Consider the following 18,620-nt stretch of genomic DNA (forward strand, 5'->3'; position numbering starts at 1 on the left):
GCTGCCCCCGTCGCCCGATGGGCGACTCCCCCGGAGTATTGGGGGCAAGATGAAGGGTTTAGGAATGATAGAGCTGGACGATGTGAGCAAGACATTCACCCTGCACAACCAGGGCGGCGCGGTGATTCCGGTGATGCGGGAGGCGGGGCTGCGGGTGGGGCGGGGCGAATGCGTGGCGTTGACCGGCAGGTCGGGCGCGGGCAAATCCACCCTGATGCGGATGATCTATGGCAACTACCTTGCGGCCTCGGGTCGGATCATCGTGGGGGATGTGGATGTGGCGGCGGCCACGCCGCGCGAGATTCTGGACCTGCGGCGCCACACGCTTGGCTATGTCAGCCAGTTCCTGCGCGTGGTGCCGCGTGTGCCGACGCTGGAGGTTGTTGCCGAGCCGCTGCTGGCGCTCGGGCATGGGCGCGCCGAGGCGCTGGAGCGCGCGGGCACGCTTTTGGCGCGGCTCAATATTCCCGAGCGGCTCTGGCAGCTCAGCCCGACGACATTTTCAGGCGGCGAGCAGCAGCGTGTGAATATCGCGCGCGGCTTCGCCCATGCCTATCCCGCCCTGCTGCTGGATGAGCCGACTGCCAGCCTTGATGCGATGAACCGCGAGACGGTGCTGTGCCTTGTCGAGGAGGCCAAGGCGGGGGGCGCTGCGATCGTGGGTATCTTTCACGACGAGAGCGCGCGCCACCGGGTTTGCGATCGCGAGATCGACGTCTCGGGCTTTACGCCGGGGCTGACCTGATGAGCGGGCGATTGATCGGAGTCGTCGGGCCGTCGGGTGTCGGCAAGGACACCGTGATGGAGGGGCTTGTGGCGCGCTGCACCGGCCTTGGATTGGTGCGGCGGGTGATCACGCGGCCCGGTTATGCGGTCGGCGAGGCCTTTGACGATGTGAGCGATGTGGAATTCGAGCGCCGCGTGCAGGCCGGTGATTTCACGCTTCACTGGGGGGCGCACGGGCTGCGCTATGGCGTCCCGCGCGAGACCGAGGCGCGGCTGGCCGGGGGCGAGGACCTGCTTGTGAATCTGTCGCGCGCGGTGCTGGGCGAGGCGCAGGCCCGGTTTCGCGGCTTCACCACACTGCATCTGACAGCGCCGCGCGAGGTTCTGGCCGGGCGGCTGGCCGCCAGGGGGCGCGAAAGCCGCGCCGATATCGAGGCGCGGCTCATGCGCGCGTCACTGGCATTGCCCGATGGGCTGGAACGGGTGATCGAGATATCCAATGCCGGGCCGCTGGAGGCGGTGCTTGCCGCCATTGATGCCCGGCTTTACCCGGTGAAGGCATGACGGGAGACAAGATGAAACATCCCCTGGGCATCCTCGCCCGCAAGGCTGAGTCCGTCGATCACGAAGGGCGCGGGCAGGAGCGGCGCGACCACGGGCGCGAGCGCCCCGGCGGTCTGGCGGGCCTGTGCCTTGGGGAGTTTGCCGCTCAGCGTGATGTGAAAGCGGAATTCGTCCATCACATAGGGGTAGCCCCATTCCAGCAGCAGCGCATCCTGAGCCGGGCTGAGGCTGGTGGCGCGGCGGCGGGCGATCTCGTCCGGGCCGGACGGCGCGCGGAAGCTGTCGAAGCCGCGCACGGTATCGGCGGCAAGTGCCTTGAGCGGGCCGGTATCGCCCTTTGGGCAGAGCGCCAGGAAACTGCCGAGCTGCGCGAGTTCGAGCCCCGCGAGTTGAAGCGGTGCGCGCGCGGCGCAAAAGGATGCGAGCGCGGCGTCAAGCGCGCCGGGGGTCGCCCCATCCGCCAGCCGGAAGGGCGGTTTCATCGTGCCGTGCAGGCCGTATTTGTGGGGTGTTGCGGTGATCTCGTCCACCGGGAGGGGCAGGCCCGCAATCTGCGGATGCGGGCACGGCGCGCCAGTGGTCATGTCCCAGCCCAGCCAGGCCGCGCCGAAATCCGCCAGCGGCCCCGGCGCGGGCGTGTAGTAGATTGCGTATCGCCTGAATTCCATGCCTGCCTCCATTGCGGCCCCATTCCCTGTCAGCGAAGCGTGACATTCTCATGACACAACAGACCATTCTCGCCAATGCCACCCTTGTCCTGCCCGACGAGACCGTCACCGGGGCGATCGTCCTGCGTGGTGGAGTCATCGCCGGGATCGATACCGGAAAGGCGGTGCCGAAGGGTGCTGTCGATTGCGGTGGCGATTTCGTCGCGCCGGGCCTGATCGAGCTGCACACCGATAACCTTGAGCGCCATATCCAGCCGCGCCCCAAGGTGGACTGGCCCCATAATGCCGCGATCCTGGCGCATGACGCCGAGCTGGCCAGCACCGGGATCACCACGGTATTTGACGCGATGCGGGTCGGTTCGATCCCCGACGGCAAGGGGCGTTACCTGCAATATGCCCGCGGGCTGGCCAGCGAACTGCTGGCACTGCGGGCTGAGGATGCGTTGAAGATCAGCCATTTCCTGCATCTGCGCGCCGAGGTGTGCTCGGAGACGCTGGAAGAGGAGATGGCCGCCTTCGGCGAGGACGACCGCGTGGGTATCGTGAGCCTGATGGACCACACGCCCGGCCAGCGCCAGTTCCGTGATATCAGCAAGCTGGAGGCCTATGTGAAGGGCAAGCTTGCGCTGAACGACGCCGAGTTCGAGGAGCATGTCGCGCAGTTGAAGGACCTGCGCGCGCGCCATGGGGCCAGGCACGAGGCGGCGGCTGTGGCCGAGGCGAAACGCTATGGCGCTGTTCTGGCAAGCCATGACGACACGACCCCCGAACAGGTGACGGTCTCGGCGGGTTATGGCATCCGGGTCGCCGAGTTTCCCACCACGCTGGAGGCCGCGCGTGCCTGTCACGAGCACGCGATTGCCGTTATCATGGGCGCCCCCAACCTGATCCGGGGCGGCTCGCATTCCGGCAATGTGGCGGCGCAGGATCTGGCGGCGGCGGGGCACCTTGATATCCTGTCCTCGGATTACGTTCCGTCGGCGCTGTTGCTGGCGGCGGTGCAACTGGGCGAGACTTGGGGCGACATGGCGCGCGGGATGGCCACGGTGACACGCAACCCGGCGCGGGGCGTCGGGCTGGAGGATCGCGGCGAGATCGCCGAAGGGCAACGTGCCGATCTGATACGCTTCACCATGCGGGGCGGGGTGCCGGCGCTGCGTTCGGTCTGGTCGCGCGGGGAACGGGTGGCGTGATAGGGTTTTGACAGTCAGCGGGGCAGGGCGCATAACGGCGCCATGACCAATGACACCCTGCTTTTTGACCCGCCCGCCATGCCTCTGGTTCCCGTGAAGGGGGACAGCCGCCAGTTTCCGCTGCGCCGTATCTTCTGCGTGGGGCGCAACTATGCCGCCCACGCCGCGGAGATGGGCAACGAGGTGGACCGCGAGGCGCCGTTCTACTTCACCAAATCCGCCCATGCATTGTGCCTGTCGGGGGCGTCGATACCCTATTCGCTTGGCACCCAGGACTGCCATTACGAGATGGAACTGGTCGTTGCCATTGGCGCGTCGGCCCTGAAGGTCGGCCCAGATGAGGCGATGAAGGTGGTGATGGGTTTCGCCTGCGGGATCGACCTGACGCGGCGCGACTTGCAGGGTGCTGCCAAGGACAAGCGCCGCCCCTGGGACCTGGGCAAGGATTTCGAGAATGCCGCCCTGATAGGCGCGATCACCCCTGCCGACGAGTTCGGCAAGCCCGCTGACCGGCGGATCGCCTTGTTGCATGACGGCGCCGTGGCGCAGGAGGCGCGGCTGAGCGACATGGTCTGGTCGGTGCCCGAGGTGATCGCGCATCTGTCTGGATTCTATCATCTTTTGCCGGGCGACCTGATCTATACCGGCACGCCGGCAGGTGTTGGGCCGGTGCATCCGGGCAGCGTGTTGCGCGGTGAGATCGATGGGCTGGAACCCGTCGAAGTCGCCATCGCCCCCGCGCTCTAGCCCCGAGAGTGCGCCGACCCGGCGGCTGAGCGACCCGGCAAACTTTTGTCCGGACCTGACCGGTTTTGCCGCCGTGTTCCCAAGCTGCGCAGAAAAACCTGCGGTTTCCGGGCCGGGTTGATCTGGATCAACGATATCGCCCGGTTCATATGTTGATTGTCGAATGTATATTTCGGGAGTCGCATATGAGCGCAGAAAACCACAGTTGGCTCGAACATTACCCGGTGACATTGTTCACGATCGTCATGGGCGTGTCGGGGCTGACTCTGGCGCTGCGTTCGGGTGAACGCGCGCTTGGCCTGAGCGAGAGCTTGTCGATGGGGGCCTATGTCCTGACGCTGGCTTTGTTCCTGTTGATCGCTTCGGGTTATGCGCTCAAGGCGCTGCGCCACCCGCAGGCGGTCAGGGCCGAGTGGGACCATCCGGTAAAGCTCGCCTTCTTTCCCGCGATCTCAATCGGGCTGCTGCTGCTATCGACGGCGACCCTGCCCTGGTCGATGGGAGCGGCGCATGTGATGTGGCTGGTCGGTGCGCTCGGCCAGGGGGTGCTGACAATCGCCGTGGTGTCGGGCTGGATCGGGAGCCGGGCATTCCTGCATGGGCATCTGTCGCCGGCCTGGTTCATTCCGGCGGTGGGCAATGTGATCGTGCCGATCGCGGGGGTCAAGCTGGGCTATATCGAGACAAGCTGGTTTTTCCTGTCGGTCGGGCTGATCTTCTGGAGCGTTCTTCTGACGCTGGTGATGAACCGGCTGATCTTTCACGACCCTTTGCCCGAGCGGCTTCAGCCGACGCTGGTGATCCTGATCGCGCCACCCGCCGTGGGGTTCCTTGCCTGGGTCGAGCTGACCGGAGAGATCGGCAGCTTTGGCAGGGTGCTTTTGAACGGTGCCTATCTGTTCGCGCTGATCGTGGCGGTGCAATTGCCACGTATCCTGCGCCTGCCCTTCGCCATGTCCTTCTGGGCGCTCAGCTTTCCGGTGGCGGCGCTGACCATCGCCAGCTTCACCTATGCCGGGGCGATGCAGTCGCAGCCGCATCGGTTGATCGCCCTGGTTCTTCTCGTGGCGCTGGTCGCGATCATCGCCGCGCTTCTGATCCGCACATCGCGCGCTATTGCGTCGGGTGCGGTGTTTCGACCCGAATGACCCTTAAACCCACCCCAACCCAAGAAAGAGGTTTTCCATGAAGAAGATACTGACGGTTTGTGCCCTGGCCACGGCAACGGCGCTTGCAGCGCCCGCGCAGGCGGATGACGGCAAGAAGCTGGTGACGGTCGTCACCTCGCCGGATGCGCAGACTCAGCTGATGTCGATGGTGCTGACCATGCAGTCGGTCCAGCAGGGCGCCAAGGCGCAGATCCTGCTTTGCGGGCCGGCGGGCGACCTGGCGCTGAAAGAGGCGCCCGAAAGCGCCACCGCACCGCAAAAACCCAAGGACATGAGCCCGCAGGGCCTGATGAAGATGATCATGGACAAGACCGGCACCAAGGTCGAGGTCTGTGCGATCTACCTGCCCAACAAGGGTGTGGACGGCACCGCGCTGCTGGACGGGATCACCGCCGCAGATCCGGCTGAAATGGCCGGTGCGCTGATCGCGGACAATACGACGGTCCTCAGTTTCTGAGGCCCGTCTGGCGTTTGCCGTAACGAGTAATGCCAAGTGGGGAAGGGGCGCCCGGATATCCGGGCGTCCCTTTTCGTTGTCCTGCGTCCACAGCCCGTGTCAGGCGAGCAGGCGGCGCGCGATGACCTGTGCCTGGATTTCAGCCGCACCCTCGAAGATGTTGAGGATACGTGCATCGCAAAGAATGCGGCTGATACCGTATTCCAGGGCGAAACCGTTGCCGCCGTGGATCTGCAAGCCATTGTCGGCGGCCGACCAGGCGACCCGCGCGCCCAGCAGCTTGGCCATGCCGGCCTCGAGATCGCAGCGGTGGCCGTTATCTTTCTCCCAGGCGCTGAAATAGGTCAGCTGACGGGCGATCATGATCTCGACAGCCATCATCGCCAACTTGCCCGAAACCCGCGGGAATGCGATCAGCGATTTGCCGAATTGCTTGCGGTCGATGGCGTATTGCATAGCCACGTCCAGCGCCGATTGCGCCACGCCGACGGCGCGAGCGGCGGTCTGGATACGGGCGGATTCGAAGGTCTCCATCAACTGCTTGAAGCCCTTGCCCTCTTCGCCGCCCAGAAGGTTTTCGCCCTTCACATGGAAGTTGTCAAAGCCCAGTTCGTATTCCTTCATGCCGCGGTAACCCAACACCTCGATCTCGCCGCCGGTCATGCCCTCTGTGGGGAAGGGATCGGCGTCTGTGCCGGGGATTTTCTCGGCCAGGAACATTGACAGCCCGCGGTGATCGGTGCTGTCGGGATCGGTGCGGGCAAGCAGGGTCATGACATGGGTGCGCGCGGCGTGGGTGATCCAGGTCTTGTTGCCGGTTACCTTGTAATCGCCGTTCTCGTCCTTGACCGCACGGGTGCGCAGGCTGCCGAGATCAGAGCCGGTATTGGGTTCTGTAAAGACCGCCGTGGGCAGGATTTCACCGCTGGCGATGCCGGGAAGCCAGTTGCTTTTCTGCTCGTCCGAGCCACCCGCAAGGATCAGTTCGGCGGCGATCTCGGATCGTGTGCCAAGCGAACCCACACCGATATAGCCGCGCGAAAGCTCTTCGGAGACCACGACCATGGATGCCTTGGAAAGGCCCAGACCGCCAAGGTTTTCAGGGATGGTCAGACCGAACACGCCCATTTCGGCCAGTTCGTCGATGATCTCCATCGGGATCAGTTCGTCCTTGAGATGCCATTCATGGGCATGGGGTTCGACCTTGTCGACCGAGAAGCGGCGGAACTGTTCGCGGATCATCTCGAGTTCGTCGTCAAGGCCGGTATGGCCCACGGTGACCTCGGCCGCGCGTTCCTGCATCAGTTCGACAAGCCGCGTGCGGGCGGCCTGTGTGTTGCCCGACTGGGTCAGCGTGGCAATCTCGGGGGTGTCAAGGGTGGCGATATCCGACATGGAAAGGCCAAGATCGTTGAGCCGCAGGATCTCGCCCTGGTTCATCTGGATGCCGCCGCGGATCTGCCAGAGGTATTCGCCAAAGGTGATCTGGTGGATCAGTTGCTCGACCTCGCCGAATTTTCCCATCTCCGTCAGACGGTTGGCCCAGGCCTGCATCTGGCGCAGGGATTCCACATAGGTCGCGAGCCAGGCCAGCCCATGTGCTGCATACTGATTGGCCTCGACGGCGCTGCCGGACACCCGGTCATCGACGACAACCAACTTGCGCAGATGCGCGCGGGCCTTTTCGAGCAGGCCTTCGGCGGGCGCGACCGCAGCCGAGGTCAGGCCAAGCAAGCCCTTGAGAACGATCGGGTTTTCCATTGCAACATCTTGTCCGTCATGAGCCATGAATCAATCCTTTTCCTATCGGGCCTTGTCCTAGCCATTTTGCAGGTGCAGCGCAACTATTATGCCTTTGCTGCGTCAATTTTGATCGAAAGTTGCGCTTCCTGTTTTTGCGGATGCGTCCAATGTCGTGAACCCCTATGAGGGTGGTATGGACGGAGTTCTTCTACAGTTCGGACTGGTCGGGTGGGGGGTCCTTCTGACAGTTGGTCTTGGCGCGGGGATCGTCAAGGGCGTGGTCGGGTTCGCCATGCCGATGGTGATGATTTCCGCTTTGGGATCAATGGTTTCCCCCGAGGTCGCATTGGCCGGGCTGATCGTGCCCACGGTGGTGACGAATGTCTGGCAGGCGCTTCGCCAGGGGATCGGGGCCGCGTGGGACTCGATTCGGCGGTTCCGGTTGTTCCTGCTGGTGGGATTCGTGCTGCTGATGGGCTCGGCGCAGCTGGTGCCGTATCTTCCCAAGTCATTGATGTCATTGATGATTGGCTTGCCCGTTGCACTGTATGCGGGCTGGGGGTTGAGCGGGCGGCCCTTGACGCTGCCCGGCGGCGCGGGGCGCAGGGGCGAGGCGAGCATGGGCGCGCTGGCCGGATTTTTCGCTGGTTTTTCAGGGGTTTGGGGGCCACCTACCGTGGCGATGCTGACCGCGCGGGGAACCGATATGCAGGAACAGATGCGCGTGCAGGGCGTCATCTATGGGTTGGGGTCGCTGGCCCTGGCGGGTGCACATGTGGTGTCCGGCGTGCTCAATACGGCGACGCTGACCCTGTCGGTGTCACTGGTTCTGCCCTCGCTGGCGGGTTTGTGGATCGGGTTTCGCATCCAGGACCGGATCGATCAGCGGACCTTTCGCAAGCTGACGCTTCTGGTGCTTCTGATCGCGGGGCTGAACCTGATCCGGCGCGGGGTGCTGGCGATCTGAGCCGGGCGCGTACAAAATGTCCGTTTTGTACGCCGGATTTGTGCACAAATCCGGGGGCCGGGCGAAACTTTGGTACAGAACACCCCCGAGCGGCCATCGCCCCCGGCGTTTACCCGATCGCAAGACTTCCGCGCTAGCGTGCCCCTTGCGTGGAAGCCTCCGCGCTTCGCAAAGGGACGATGGATGATCCGAAGACCCCCGCCACGGCAAGGCGCAGGCCAAGAAAAAGCCCCGACCGCAATGGCCGGGGCGGGAACGTGCGTTCAGCCGAGCGCGGCTGCTTTCACGTCATCGTCGATATAGGGAACGTATTGCTCGAAATTATCCGCAAACATCTGCACAAGCTTGGCTGCCTGGCGGTCATAGGACTCGGGGTCGTCCCAGGTGCGGCGCGGGTCGAGCAGCACTTCGGCGACGCCGGGCACGGCCACGGGCACGTCAAAGCCGAAATTCTCGTCCTTGCGGAACTCGACCTCGCCCAGGGAGCCGTCAAGCGCGGCGGTCAGCAGCCCGCGGGTGGCCTTGATCGGCATCCGCGACCCGGTGCCATAGGCGCCGCCGGTCCAGCCGGTATTGACCAGCCAGCAGGTCGCGCCGTGCTTGGCGATCTTGTCGCGCAGAAGGTTGCCGTAGACCTCGGGGCGGCGCGGCATGAAGGGCGCGCCGAAACAGGTCGAGAAGGTGGGCTCGGGCTCGGTCACGCCGCGCTCGGTACCCGCGACCTTGGACGTGAAACCCGACAGGAAGTGATACATCGCCTGCGCCGGGGTCAGCCGCGCGATCGGGGGCAGAACGCCGAAGGCGTCGCAGGTCAGCATGATGACATTCTTGGGATGCCCGCCAAGCGCCGTGTCGGAGGCGTTCGCGATATAGGAGAGCGGGTAGGCGCAGCGCATGTTCGCCGTCAGCGAGTCGTCCTCGAAATCCAGCTCCAGCGTCTCGGGATCGAACACCATGTTCTCGATCACGGTGCCGAACCTGCTGGTGGTGGCGTAGATTTCGGGCTCGGCCTCGGGGTTGAGGTTGATGGTCTTGGCATAGCAGCCCCCTTCGAAGTTGAAGGTGCCGCGATCCGACCAGCCATGTTCGTCATCGCCGATCAGCGTGCGCGCGGGATCGGCCGAAAGCGTGGTCTTGCCGGTGCCGCTGAGCCCGAAGAAAACGGCCGTGTCGACCGGGTTGCCATCGGCGTGGTTGGCCGAGCAATGCATCGGCATGATGCCTTTTTCGGGCAAGAGGTAGTTGAGCAGCGTGAAGACGGATTTCTTGTTCTCGCCGGCATATTCGGTGCCGCCGATCAGGATCAGCTTGCGGTCGAAATTGAGCGCGATCACGGTTTCGGAGTTGCAGCCGTGTTTCGCCGGGTCGGCGCGGAAGCTCGGGCAGTTGATGACGGTGAAATCGGCGGTGAAACTGTCAAGCGCGTCGCGTTCCGGGCGGCGCAGCAGGTGGCGGATGAACAGCCCGTGCCAGGCCAGCTCGGTGACCATGCGCACATTGATCGCATAGGCCGGGTCGGCCCCGCCGGTCAGGTCCTGCACATGAAAATCGCGCCCCTTCATGTGGGCCAGAAGATCGTCATAGAGCACATCGAAATGGGCGGGCGACATGGCGGCGTTGTTGTCCCACCAGATCGTGTCGGCCACGCTGTCGGTCCTGACGACATGCTTGTCTTTGGGCGAGCGCCCGGTGAATTTGCCGGTGGTGACCAGAAACGCCCCGCCGCGCCCCAGATGGCCTTCGCCGTTCTTGATCGCCGCTTCGATCAGCGCGGGTTCGATGAGGTTGTAGCTGACATCGCCCAGCCCGGTAATGCCCTGGTCTTCAAGCCGGAAATTCGGGTTCACCCGTCCAGTTGTCATGTGTCTCACGCTCCTGTTCGCGTTTGCCGCCTGCAGAGGGGCGGTGAAAATGCAGTGGCGCCTGGCATGGCGCCGACGTGTCGGTCAAAACCGGCCCCCGCGGGCCTCTTAGCATGACGTTTCTGTAAAAGAACAGGACGGTTTGGCGCAGTTAGCGCAACCAAAGCGTCGTTAGCGCAACCAGTGGCGGGCTCCCGCCAACAAAGTGAGTCAATTTGGCCATGCGTGCCATTTTTTTGCCTTGAACGGACCCGGCGCATGGGGTGATTCGCAGTTTAGGATTGATTGTAAAGGGCAATGCGGCGCATATTGCGGGAAAAAACCAAAGAAGAAGAGCAGCACAAGGACCAAATCTCATGTCTAAGATCGCCCTCGTGGACGATGATCGCAACATTCTGACGTCGGTCTCCATGACGCTCGAAGCCGAAGGTTTCGAGGTGGATACCTATAATGACGGTCAACAGGCCTTTGACGCCTTCAGCAAGAAGCTGCCCGACATGGCCGTGCTGGACATCAAGATGCCGCGCATGGACGGCATGGACCTGTTGCAGCGGCTGCGCCAGAAAAGCTCGATGCCGGTGATCTTCCTGACATCCAAGGATGACGAGATCGACGAGGTGCTGGGGCTGCGCATGGGCGCTGACGACTACGTCAAGAAGCCGTTCAGCCAGCGCCTGCTGGTCGAGCGCATCCGCGCGCTGCTGCGCCGCCAGGAGGCGATGGACGGCAATATCGTGGGCGACACCGAGGAGACCAAGGTGATCGAACGCGGCCAGCTGCGCATGGACCCGTTGCGCCACGCGGTCAGCTGGAAGGGCAAGGACGTGTCGCTGACGGTCACCGAATTCCTGCTGCTTCAGGCGCTTGCGCAGCGCCCCGGCTTTGTCAAAAGCCGCGATCAGCTGATGGATGTGGCCTATGACGACCAGGTTTACGTGGATGATCGCACCATCGACAGCCACATAAAGCGTCTGCGCAAGAAGCTGCGAATGGTCGATGATGAATTCTCGGCGATCGAGACGCTTTACGGTATAGGCTACCGGTACAACGAGGAATAACGGGGTATCATGGCGCTCGCCGAGGACATCGACATGCGCGAGAACGCGTCACGCCGGGACGACGACCTCGTTCTTGGCGATGACTTCGTCACGCCCGACAGCGTGGGCGACGAGGAGGTGCGCTCGCGCCGCGAGCGGCGCGGCTTCTTCTCTTTGCGCGAGTCCTCACTGACCCGCAAGATCGTCACCTTCAACCTTGTCGCGCTCAGCGTGCTGGTCGCCGGCGTGCTCTATCTCAATTCCTCGCGCGACAGTCTGGCCGTGCAATGGGCCGACGGGCTGGTCAGCGAGGTGGAGCTGGTCGCCGACGTGTTCGAGGTGCAGCTGCCGGCGAATGCGCCTGTCAACGTCGCCTCGGGCGACGGGCTGGATGTGGCGGGGTCGCTCGAGTCGCTGGATCTGCGCAGCGGCGTCGAGGTCTTCGTCTTTGACACCGCAGGGATGCTTGCGGGCCACGCCGTGGGCACCGCGCGCGCGCCCCAGCCCGCGGATGAGGGCGGCGCGTCACGCACTTTCATCACCGATGCGCTGAACCGCCTCTGGGGCTGGGTGGCGGCGCCTTTCGCGGCATCAGGCGACGCCCCGGCGCAAACCCTCGAGGAGAAGGCCGCGGCGCTGGTCGCCCCGACGCTGGAGGGCGCGCCGCAGACCGCCTCGGGCGATGTCGGCGGGCATACGGTGTTCACGGCCGCGACCAACATCATGCAGGACGGCCGCCCCGTCGCCGTGGTCGCCCTGACAGATGCCACCGGCGCGATCGACCGGATGGTGCGCGCCGATCACGAACGGATGCTGCGCATGTTCCTGATCGCCACCGCGGTTTCGGTGGGGCTGAGCGTGATCCTGGCCTCGACCATCGCCAACCCGCTGGCCGACCTGGCCGCCGCCGCCGAGGTCGGCGGCGACCGCAACCGCGGCAAGGGCGGCGGGCGCATCCGCATCCCGGACCTGACCGCGCGCCCCGACGAGATCGGCCGCCTGTCGGGCGCCTTGAGGGGCATGGTGGCGGCGCTTTATCACCGGATCGACAGCAATGAACAATTCGCCGCCGACGTGGCGCATGAGATCAAGAACCCGCTGGCCAGCCTGCGCTCGGCGGTGGGCACGCTGCGGGTGGCCAAGCGCGCCGACCAGCGCGAAAAACTGCTGGAAGTGATCGAACATGACGTGCGCCGCCTGGACCGGCTGGTCAGCGACATCTCGAACGCCTCGCGCCTTGACAGCGAGCTGGTCAAGGAGGAGCAGGAAGCCTTCGACCTGTTGGGCATGCTGCGCAATCTGGGGCTTTACCTTGGCGAAGAAGCCGAGAAGAAGGGAGTCGAGTTCATCACCGATTTCCCCAACGAACCGATCATCTTTGTCGGGCTGGAAGGACGGCTGGCACAGGTCTTCGTCAACCTGATCACCAACGCCATCAGCTTTTGCGAGGCGGGCGACGCGATCCGCCTGTGGGTGCGCAAGCGCGAGAACCGGGTGCTGGTCGTGGTCGAGGATACCGGCCCCGGCATCCCGGACCAGGCGCTGACCAAGATTTTCAAGCGGTTCTATTCGCAACGCGCGGAAAACGATTTCGGCAACAATTCGGGGCTGGGCCTGTCGATCTCGAAACAGATCATCGAGGCGCATGACGGCGTGATCTGGGCTGAGAACATCCGCCCGACCGATGCCGACGCCACCTCGGACCCGCTGGGCGCGCGTTTTGTCGTGGGCCTGCCGGTCTGAACGCGTGAGTGACGCGCCAGACCCATCCCCGCACCCATCATCGCCAGCCCGGCCGGGCGAGACGATCCTGCACGCCACCACGGTGGCGGTTGCGGGGCGCGCGGCGCTGATCCGCGGCGCGGCGGGGCGCGGCAAATCGGGGCTGGCGCTGCAACTGATCGCGCTGGGCGCCGATCTCGTGGCCGATGACCGCACGCGCCTCTGGCGTCGCGGCGAGGAGGTCATGACCGACGCGCCACCGGCGATCCGGGGCCGGATCGAGGCGCGCGGCGTGGGGCTGATGCGATGCCCGGCCAGCGGCCCGGTGCCGCTGAGGCTGATCATCGACATGGACCACGACGAGCCCGCGCGCCTGCCGCCGATGCGCGAGGAGGCGCTGCTGGGCGTGATGCTGCCGGTCACGCGAAAAGCCGCACAGGCCCATTTCCCCGCTGCGATCATGCTCTACCTGCGCTATGGAAGAAGCGACTGAAGCAAACGGACGAGACCCATGCCGACACCGGCAGACGCGATCAAACCCCGCCTTGTTCTGGTGACCGGCCCGTCGGGCGCGGGCCGCACCACCGCGATCCGCGCGCTGGAGGACATGGGCTATGAGGCCATCGACAACCTGCCGCTGTCGCTGTTGCCGCGCCTGCTGGGCGGGGAAGCGCCGGAAAAGCCGCTGGCGCTGGGCGTGGACACGCGCAACCGGGATTTTTCGACCAACGCGCTGATCGAGGCGATCGACCGGATGGACCGCCTCAGCCGGGTGCCGATGCAGGTGCTTTATCTGGATTGCAGCGCCGAGGTCCTGCTGCGCCGCTTTTCCGAAACCCGCCGCCGTCACCCGCTGGCCCCGGCGGAAAGCCCCGGCCTTGGCATCGCGCGCGAGTTTGACCTGCTGGGACCGGTCCGCGCACGCGCCGACATCCTGATCGACAGCTCGGAAATGTCGCCCCATGATCTGCGCGCGGAGCTTGAGCAATGGTTCGCCCCGCAAGGCGGCAGCGACATGGCGGTGTCGGTGCATTCCTTTTCCTACAAGCGCGGCCTGCCACGCGGGCTGGATATGGTGCTGGATTGCCGGTTCCTGCAAAATCCCTATTGGGAGGAAGATCTGCGCGCGCTGGACGGGCGCGACCAGAGGGTCGCCGGTTTCATCGCGCAGGATGCGCGTTTCGCGGCGTTCCGCGACAAGGTGGTCGATCTGGCGCTGCTGCTGCTGCCGGCCTACGAGGCCGAGGGCAAGGCTTATCTCGCGATCGGGTTCGGCTGCACCGGGGGCCAGCATCGCAGCGTCGCAATGGCAGAAACTTTGGCGCGGGCACTTGCGGATGGCGGCTGGCCGGTGTCAATAAGACATCGCGAGCTAGAGCGGCGGGGCGCGGCACAGACGCCGCGCGGGGATCCGCAAGCCAGACTGGGAGAGTTACGGGATTGATCGGCATCGTTATCGTGGCGCATGGCGGCCTTGCCCCGGAATATCTGAGGGCGATCGAACATGTGGTCGGTGCGCAGACCGGGATCCTTGCGATCTCGATGGAGGGCGACGACGACCGCATGGCCAAGCAGGCCGAGGTTTGTGCGGCGGCGGATGCCGTCGATACGGGTGATGGCGTGCTGATCGTGACCGATCTGTTCGGGGGATCGCCGTCGAACCTGTCGCTGAAGGCGTGCCAGCCGGCGGACCGGCGTATCCTTTACGGCGCCAACCTGCCGATGCTGATCAAGCTGGCGAAAAGCCGGCACATGCCGGTGCAGGATGCCGCGCGCGCCGCGCTGGATGCGGGGCGCAAATACATCAACAGTCATAACGGCCTTGGCAACGGCCCGGGTGACGAGGCAGACAGGTAAGAACGCATGTGCGATACGATCACACGCCAGGTGGACATCGTGAACGAAAAGGGTCTTCATGCCCGCGCCGCGGCGAAGCTGGTCGAGGTGGTGGAGGGGTTCGACGCGACGGCCGAGATCTCGCTTGACGGGGTATCGGCCTCGGGGGACAGCATCATGGGGCTTTTGATGTTGGCAGCATCGAAAGGAACCACTATTGACATGCAGACCTCGGGGGCGGACGCGGAGCCGCTGGCCGATGCGATCGAGGCGCTTGTCTCGAACCGCTTTGGAGAGGATATGTGAAGGGACGTGCAGTGATGCGCGACGAGAGGGTACAGCACTTGGCTGACAGGGCACAGGATCAGGGAAAGACCGGCGATACGGTAAGCTTTGCCAAGTACGACCGCCGCAGCCTGACCTACGCCAATTCCTTTGACGCGCCATCGACCGCGCTGGCGATCCGGACGATCGAATGGTTCACCGGCAAGTTGTCGATCCTGCGGATGATCCGCCAGTTCGAGAAGCGCGGCGCGCCCAGCGGGCAGCCGTTCTGGCGTGCGGCGCTGGATACGATGGGGATCGACCTGCTGACCCCCGACAGCCAGCTCATGAACATTCCAAGCGAAGGCCCGGTGGTTGCGGTGGCCAACCATCCGCACGGGTTGGTGGACGGGATGATCCTGGCCGACCTGATCGGGCGGCGGCGCACCGATTACAAGATCCTGACCCGCGCGCTTTTGACCGGCATCGACGAGGTGGCGGCCTCCTACATGATCCCGGTGCCTTTCCCCCACGAGCCCGACGCGCAGCGCAAATCGGTGGAAATGCGCGCCAAGGCGATGGCCCACCTGAAGGAGGGCGGGTTGATCAGCGTCTTCCCCTCGGGCGTCGTGGCATCGAGCGATACGGTCTTCGGCCCGGTGATCGAGCGCGAGTGGAATGTCTTTACCGCGCAGATGATCCGCAGGTCGGGCGCGACGGTGGTGCCGATCTTCTTTCCGGGGTCGAATTCACGCTGGTATCAGATCGCCAACCGGCTGTCGGCGACACTGCGCCAGGGGCTGTTGCTGCATGAGGTCGTGCATAGCTGCAACCGGCCGCAAAAGCCGGTGGTCGGTGCGCCGATCAGCCCCGAGCGCATGAAGATGCTGGAAAGCGATCCGCGCGGTTTCATGGCCTGGCTGCGCGAGCATACGCTGGCGCTGGGCGAGACCTAGCGCGTCGGCACCGGCGTTTCACCGCGATAATCGTAGAACCCCCGGTCGGTCTTGCGGCCCAGCCAGCCGGCCTCGACATATTTGGTCAGAAGCGGGCAGGGGCGATACTTGGTATCCGCCAGGCCGTCATGCAGCACGTTCATGATCGCAAGGCAGGTATCGAGCCCGATGAAATCCGCCAGTTCCAGCGGCCCCATCGGGTGATTGGCGCCCAGTTTCATCGACTGATCGATGGACTTCACGTTGCCGACGCCCTCGTAGAGCGTATAGACCGCCTCGTTGATCATCGGCATCAGGATGCGGTTGACGATGAAGCCGGGGAAATCCTCGGCCGAGGCGGCGGTCTTGCCCAGCTTCTCGACCACGGCGAGGCAGGAATCATAGGTGGGCCTGTCGGTGGCGATCCCGCGGATGAGTTCGACCAGCTGCATCACCGGCACCGGGTTCATGAAGTGAAAGCCCATGAATTTCTCGGGGCGGTCGGTGCGGCTGGCCAGGCGGGTGATCGAGATCGACGAGGTGTTCGAGGTCAGGATCGTGTGATCCTCGAGATGCGGCAGGAGTTCGTCGAAGATCGCCTGCTTGACGGTCTCGCGCTCGGTCGCGGCCTCGATCACGAGGTCGGTGCCCCCCAGATCGGTCAGCGTGAGGGTCGGTTTGATGCGCGCGAGCGCGGCTTCCATTTCGTCGGCGTTGATCTTGTCGCGGCTGACCTGGCGCTCCAGGTTCTTGCGCACCGTGGCGAGCGCCTTGTCGAGCATGTCCTGGCTGATGTCGTTGAGCAGGACGTCATAGCCCGCCAGCGCCATCACATGGGCGATCCCGTTGCCCATCTGGCCCGCGCCAACGACGCCGATTGTCCGGATTTCCATTGCCACGCCTTTCATATTTGCGCTGTCACAATAGGGCCGTGCGGGCGGCTGCTCAAGGGCCGGTGACGGCTAAAATACGGGGCGAATTGGCGGTTTAGGAATTTCTAAAGGTGTCGGCACGAAACTTGCAGCCGGGTGAGACGACAACTGGTGGGTCGAAGATGAGTTCTGAGTCGAGATCGGGGCGTGGGCCGCTGAATTATGCGCATTGCCGTTACGCGGGGTCGAAGCTGCAGTTTCGCGGGCCGGCACGTTGCCTTGAGCGCGATTACGTGGCGGTTCTGGGCGGGACCAGGACCTATGGCAAATTCATAAGGGCACCGTTTCCCGAGCTGATGGAACGGCGGCTGGGTATCCCCTGCGTGAACCTGGGCTGCCTGAATGCGGGGCTGGATGCGCCGCTGAACGATGACGGCCTTCTGCGGATCGCCTCCGGGGCGCGGGCCGTGGTGTTGCAGATGCCGGGTGCGATCAACCTGTCGAACCGGTTCTACCGTGTGCATCCGCGCCGCAATGACCGCCTGGTGGAGGTGCTGCATCGGCTCAGGCGGCTCTATCCTGATGTGGATTTCGTCGATTTTCACTTCACCCGGCACCTGTTGCGCCATCTTCATGCGGTGTCGCCCGAGCGTTTCGACCTGTTGCGCGAAGAGCTGCGCATGACATGGGTGGAGCGCATCGGCGCGCTGATCACGCGGCTGGAACGCCCGGTGATCCTGTTCTGGTTCGCCGCCCGTGTGCCCGAGGCCTTCTGCGAACGGGTGGAGCCGGGCACGGACCCGGTCCTGGTGAACGCCCGGATGCTGCGCGCGGTTGTCCCCAAGGCGGCGCGGCTGGTCGAGGTGAAGGCCAGCGCGGTGGCGCAGCGGATGGGCACGAGCGGCATGGTTTTCGCCCCCCAGGAGGCGCAGGCGGCCAGACAATTGCCCGGCCCTGTGGTCCATGGCGAAGCTGCGCAGGTGCTGACACCGGCTCTGCGCGATGTTCTGAACCTGCGCAAGGTCGGGTGACTGGCGCGCCGATGGGTCGGGGTGTCAGCTCGCGTGCGAAAGGGTCTCAGCCGCCGAAGAGCCCGCCAAGGATATCTCCGAACGCATCGCGCAGGGCGAATACCAGCGCCGCGATCACGAGCCCGCCGGCAATCAGCATCACTGTCCAGGCGAAAAGCTGGAAGCCGATCGCGAACCCGCCAAGGGTCACGCCGGACAGCGCCACACGCTTTGGTTCGTGGCGGATGAACGACGCGATGCCGATGATGACAGCCAGCCCGGCAAGAACGCCGACACCGACCGCGAGATAATCGTCGATACCGCGCGTGGGCGCGACGGGGGCGGGCGGCGGTTGCCCCGCGACGGAGCGGGCCGCGGATTTCGCGATATCGGCCGCAAGCTCCCCCAGACCCACGGCAGCGCTTTGCTGCGGGGCGAAAGGGCCGGACCAGAAGATCGCGATCGTGAGGATAAGGGCAAGCGCGCCCGTGACAAAACCGAACCAGCCAAGCGTGGCCTTGGGAATTTCTGCGGCATGTACCATCTTGTTCTCTCTCGTTACGACAGAGGACTGGTTATCCCGCCAGTTTGCCAGAATTGTGTCCTGATCCCGGCAGCAGCCGGGCCGCGCCCAAGCACCCTGCATGCCCGCGCGACCGCGCTGCGGAAAACGAAAAAGGGCGCCCCGGAAGGGCGCCCCTTGATCGGATATGCGTGTCGATCACTCGATGATCTTGGAGACGACGCCAGCGCCGACGGTGCGGCCGCCTTCGCGGATGGCGAAGCGCAGGCCGTCTTCCATGGCGATCGGGGCGATCAGCTCGACCTCGAAGGACACGTTGTCGCCC

Annotated in this window: 21 protein-coding genes; 15 read left to right on the forward strand and 6 right to left on the reverse strand. The window is 64.6% G+C overall.

Annotated features, from left to right (window positions below):
• Positions 1–64 precede the first annotated feature (64 nt).
• Positions 65–745: a phosphonate C-P lyase system protein PhnL gene (gene phnL, locus N5A93_RS17965; protein ID WP_268956472.1), complete on the forward strand. Its 681-nt coding sequence runs from the start codon at positions 65–67 to the stop codon at positions 743–745.
• Positions 745–1,290, forward strand: coding sequence for a phosphonate metabolism protein/1,5-bisphosphokinase (PRPP-forming) PhnN (gene phnN, locus N5A93_RS17970; RefSeq protein ID WP_268956473.1), 546 nt, complete (start codon positions 745–747; stop codon positions 1,288–1,290). The genes phnL and phnN overlap by 1 nt, the downstream gene beginning before the upstream one ends.
• Here phnN and N5A93_RS17975 read toward each other — a convergent pair.
• Positions 1,272–1,958: a DUF1045 domain-containing protein gene (locus tag N5A93_RS17975; RefSeq protein ID WP_268956474.1), complete on the reverse strand. Its 687-nt coding sequence runs from the start codon at positions 1,956–1,958 to the stop codon at positions 1,272–1,274. The two genes, phnN and N5A93_RS17975, sit on opposite strands and share 19 nt — an antisense overlap.
• Positions 1,959–2,008: 50 nt before the next feature.
• Between N5A93_RS17975 and N5A93_RS17980 the strand changes: the two genes are divergently transcribed.
• From N5A93_RS17980 to N5A93_RS17995, 4 genes are all read left to right on the forward strand, one after another.
• Positions 2,009–3,151 (forward strand): alpha-D-ribose 1-methylphosphonate 5-triphosphate diphosphatase, encoded by a 1,143-nt coding sequence (locus tag N5A93_RS17980; protein WP_268956475.1) that lies wholly within the window; start codon positions 2,009–2,011, stop codon positions 3,149–3,151.
• A 42-nt stretch (positions 3,152–3,193) separates the two neighbouring features.
• Positions 3,194–3,898 (forward strand): fumarylacetoacetate hydrolase family protein, encoded by a 705-nt coding sequence (locus N5A93_RS17985; protein WP_268956476.1) that lies wholly within the window; start codon positions 3,194–3,196, stop codon positions 3,896–3,898.
• A 185-nt stretch (positions 3,899–4,083) separates the two neighbouring features.
• On the forward strand, positions 4,084–5,046 hold the full coding sequence (locus N5A93_RS17990) for an SLAC1 anion channel family protein (protein ID WP_268956477.1): 963 nt from the start codon (positions 4,084–4,086) through the stop codon (positions 5,044–5,046).
• Between the two features lie 37 nt (positions 5,047–5,083).
• On the forward strand, positions 5,084–5,524 hold the full coding sequence (locus tag N5A93_RS17995; protein WP_268956478.1) for a DsrE family protein: 441 nt from the start codon (positions 5,084–5,086) through the stop codon (positions 5,522–5,524).
• A gap of 99 nt (positions 5,525–5,623) precedes the next feature.
• Here the strand turns inward: N5A93_RS17995 and N5A93_RS18000 are convergent, their stop codons facing one another.
• Positions 5,624–7,312 (reverse strand): acyl-CoA dehydrogenase family protein, encoded by a 1,689-nt coding sequence (locus N5A93_RS18000; RefSeq protein WP_268956479.1) that lies wholly within the window; start codon positions 7,310–7,312, stop codon positions 5,624–5,626.
• A 148-nt stretch (positions 7,313–7,460) separates the two neighbouring features.
• On the opposite strand from N5A93_RS18000, the gene N5A93_RS18005 reads away from it, so the two are divergent.
• A complete protein-coding gene (locus N5A93_RS18005) occupies positions 7,461–8,234 on the forward strand; it encodes a sulfite exporter TauE/SafE family protein (protein ID WP_268956480.1) in 774 nt (257 codons plus the stop codon).
• Positions 8,235–8,497: 263 nt separating this feature from the next.
• Here the strand turns inward: N5A93_RS18005 and N5A93_RS18010 are convergent, their stop codons facing one another.
• Positions 8,498–10,096 (reverse strand): phosphoenolpyruvate carboxykinase, encoded by a 1,599-nt coding sequence (locus tag N5A93_RS18010; RefSeq protein WP_268956481.1) that lies wholly within the window; start codon positions 10,094–10,096, stop codon positions 8,498–8,500.
• 356 nt (positions 10,097–10,452) lie between these two features.
• On the opposite strand from N5A93_RS18010, the gene N5A93_RS18015 reads away from it, so the two are divergent.
• Genes N5A93_RS18015 through N5A93_RS18045 form a run of 7 tightly spaced genes read left to right on the forward strand, consistent with a single transcriptional unit; the run spans position 10,453 to position 15,911 of the window.
• On the forward strand, positions 10,453–11,154 hold the full coding sequence (locus tag N5A93_RS18015) for a response regulator transcription factor (protein ID WP_268956482.1): 702 nt from the start codon (positions 10,453–10,455) through the stop codon (positions 11,152–11,154).
• Positions 11,155–11,163: 9 nt separating this feature from the next.
• A complete protein-coding gene (locus tag N5A93_RS18020; protein WP_268956483.1) occupies positions 11,164–12,876 on the forward strand; it encodes a sensor histidine kinase in 1,713 nt (570 codons plus the stop codon).
• A gap of 4 nt (positions 12,877–12,880) precedes the next feature.
• Positions 12,881–13,348 carry an HPr kinase/phosphorylase gene (locus N5A93_RS18025; protein WP_268956484.1) on the forward strand — a complete coding sequence of 156 codons (468 nt, stop codon included), beginning with the start codon at positions 12,881–12,883 and terminating at the stop codon, positions 13,346–13,348.
• A gap of 18 nt (positions 13,349–13,366) precedes the next feature.
• Positions 13,367–14,299 carry an RNase adapter RapZ gene (gene rapZ, locus N5A93_RS18030; protein ID WP_268956485.1) on the forward strand — a complete coding sequence of 311 codons (933 nt, stop codon included), beginning with the start codon at positions 13,367–13,369 and terminating at the stop codon, positions 14,297–14,299.
• Positions 14,296–14,712, forward strand: coding sequence for a PTS sugar transporter subunit IIA (locus N5A93_RS18035; RefSeq protein WP_268956486.1), 417 nt, complete (start codon positions 14,296–14,298; stop codon positions 14,710–14,712). Before rapZ ends, N5A93_RS18035 begins: the two co-directional genes overlap by 4 nt.
• A gap of 6 nt (positions 14,713–14,718) precedes the next feature.
• The gene (locus N5A93_RS18040) at positions 14,719–14,997 is read left to right on the forward strand and encodes an HPr family phosphocarrier protein (RefSeq protein WP_268956487.1); all 279 of its coding nucleotides are present in this window, start codon (positions 14,719–14,721) and stop codon (positions 14,995–14,997) included.
• Positions 14,998–15,011: 14 nt separating this feature from the next.
• Positions 15,012–15,911 carry a lysophospholipid acyltransferase family protein gene (locus N5A93_RS18045; protein WP_268956492.1) on the forward strand — a complete coding sequence of 300 codons (900 nt, stop codon included), beginning with the start codon at positions 15,012–15,014 and terminating at the stop codon, positions 15,909–15,911.
• On the opposite strand, the gene N5A93_RS18050 is transcribed toward N5A93_RS18045, so the two are convergent.
• Positions 15,908–16,783: a 3-hydroxybutyryl-CoA dehydrogenase gene (locus N5A93_RS18050; protein ID WP_268956488.1), complete on the reverse strand. Its 876-nt coding sequence runs from the start codon at positions 16,781–16,783 to the stop codon at positions 15,908–15,910. The two genes, N5A93_RS18045 and N5A93_RS18050, sit on opposite strands and share 4 nt — an antisense overlap.
• A gap of 161 nt (positions 16,784–16,944) precedes the next feature.
• Between N5A93_RS18050 and N5A93_RS18055 the strand changes: the two genes are divergently transcribed.
• Complete coding sequence (locus N5A93_RS18055) at positions 16,945–17,793, forward strand: DUF6473 family protein (protein WP_268956489.1); 849 nt, start codon at positions 16,945–16,947, stop codon at positions 17,791–17,793.
• Positions 17,794–17,839: 46 nt separating this feature from the next.
• Here the strand turns inward: N5A93_RS18055 and N5A93_RS18060 are convergent, their stop codons facing one another.
• Positions 17,840–18,316 carry a hypothetical protein gene (locus tag N5A93_RS18060; RefSeq protein ID WP_268956490.1) on the reverse strand — a complete coding sequence of 159 codons (477 nt, stop codon included), beginning with the start codon at positions 18,314–18,316 and terminating at the stop codon, positions 17,840–17,842.
• A 177-nt stretch (positions 18,317–18,493) separates the two neighbouring features.
• The coding region (locus tag N5A93_RS18065) for an EF-Tu C-terminal domain-related protein (protein WP_502263982.1) at positions 18,494–18,620 on the reverse strand (127 nt) is incomplete at its 5' end.

The sequence above is a fragment of the Roseovarius salincola genome, assembly GCF_026891095.1.
GTDB classification, from domain to species: Bacteria; Pseudomonadota; Alphaproteobacteria; order Rhodobacterales; family Rhodobacteraceae; genus Roseovarius; species Roseovarius salincola.

What these genes read in the sequence shown, in the direction of transcription:
- N5A93_RS18000 (WP_268956479.1), bottom strand. Translation starts at nt 7,312, where the DNA reads ATGGCTCATGACGGACAAGATGTTGCAATGGAAAACCCGATCGTTCTC.
- N5A93_RS17975 (WP_268956474.1), bottom strand. Translation starts at nt 1,958, where the DNA reads ATGGAATTCAGGCGATACGCAATCTACTACACGCCCGCGCCGGGGCCG.
- N5A93_RS18040 (WP_268956487.1), top strand. Translation starts at nt 14,719, where the DNA reads ATGTGCGATACGATCACACGCCAGGTGGACATCGTGAACGAAAAGGGT.
- phnN (WP_268956473.1), top strand. Translation starts at nt 745, where the DNA reads ATGAGCGGGCGATTGATCGGAGTCGTCGGGCCGTCGGGTGTCGGCAAG.
- rapZ (WP_268956485.1), top strand. Translation starts at nt 13,367, where the DNA reads ATGCCGACACCGGCAGACGCGATCAAACCCCGCCTTGTTCTGGTGACC.
- N5A93_RS18020 (WP_268956483.1), top strand. Translation starts at nt 11,164, where the DNA reads ATGGCGCTCGCCGAGGACATCGACATGCGCGAGAACGCGTCACGCCGG.
- N5A93_RS18010 (WP_268956481.1), bottom strand. Translation starts at nt 10,096, where the DNA reads ATGACAACTGGACGGGTGAACCCGAATTTCCGGCTTGAAGACCAGGGC.
- N5A93_RS17985 (WP_268956476.1), top strand. Translation starts at nt 3,194, where the DNA reads ATGACCAATGACACCCTGCTTTTTGACCCGCCCGCCATGCCTCTGGTT.
- N5A93_RS18015 (WP_268956482.1), top strand. Translation starts at nt 10,453, where the DNA reads ATGTCTAAGATCGCCCTCGTGGACGATGATCGCAACATTCTGACGTCG.
- phnL (WP_268956472.1), top strand. Translation starts at nt 65, where the DNA reads ATGATAGAGCTGGACGATGTGAGCAAGACATTCACCCTGCACAACCAG.
- N5A93_RS18045 (WP_268956492.1), top strand. Translation starts at nt 15,012, where the DNA reads ATGCGCGACGAGAGGGTACAGCACTTGGCTGACAGGGCACAGGATCAG.
- N5A93_RS18050 (WP_268956488.1), bottom strand. Translation starts at nt 16,783, where the DNA reads ATGGAAATCCGGACAATCGGCGTCGTTGGCGCGGGCCAGATGGGCAAC.
- N5A93_RS17980 (WP_268956475.1), top strand. Translation starts at nt 2,009, where the DNA reads ATGACACAACAGACCATTCTCGCCAATGCCACCCTTGTCCTGCCCGAC.
- N5A93_RS18060 (WP_268956490.1), bottom strand. Translation starts at nt 18,316, where the DNA reads ATGGTACATGCCGCAGAAATTCCCAAGGCCACGCTTGGCTGGTTCGGT.
- N5A93_RS18055 (WP_268956489.1), top strand. Translation starts at nt 16,945, where the DNA reads ATGAGTTCTGAGTCGAGATCGGGGCGTGGGCCGCTGAATTATGCGCAT.
- N5A93_RS18005 (WP_268956480.1), top strand. Translation starts at nt 7,461, where the DNA reads ATGGACGGAGTTCTTCTACAGTTCGGACTGGTCGGGTGGGGGGTCCTT.
- N5A93_RS17995 (WP_268956478.1), top strand. Translation starts at nt 5,084, where the DNA reads ATGAAGAAGATACTGACGGTTTGTGCCCTGGCCACGGCAACGGCGCTT.
- N5A93_RS17990 (WP_268956477.1), top strand. Translation starts at nt 4,084, where the DNA reads ATGAGCGCAGAAAACCACAGTTGGCTCGAACATTACCCGGTGACATTG.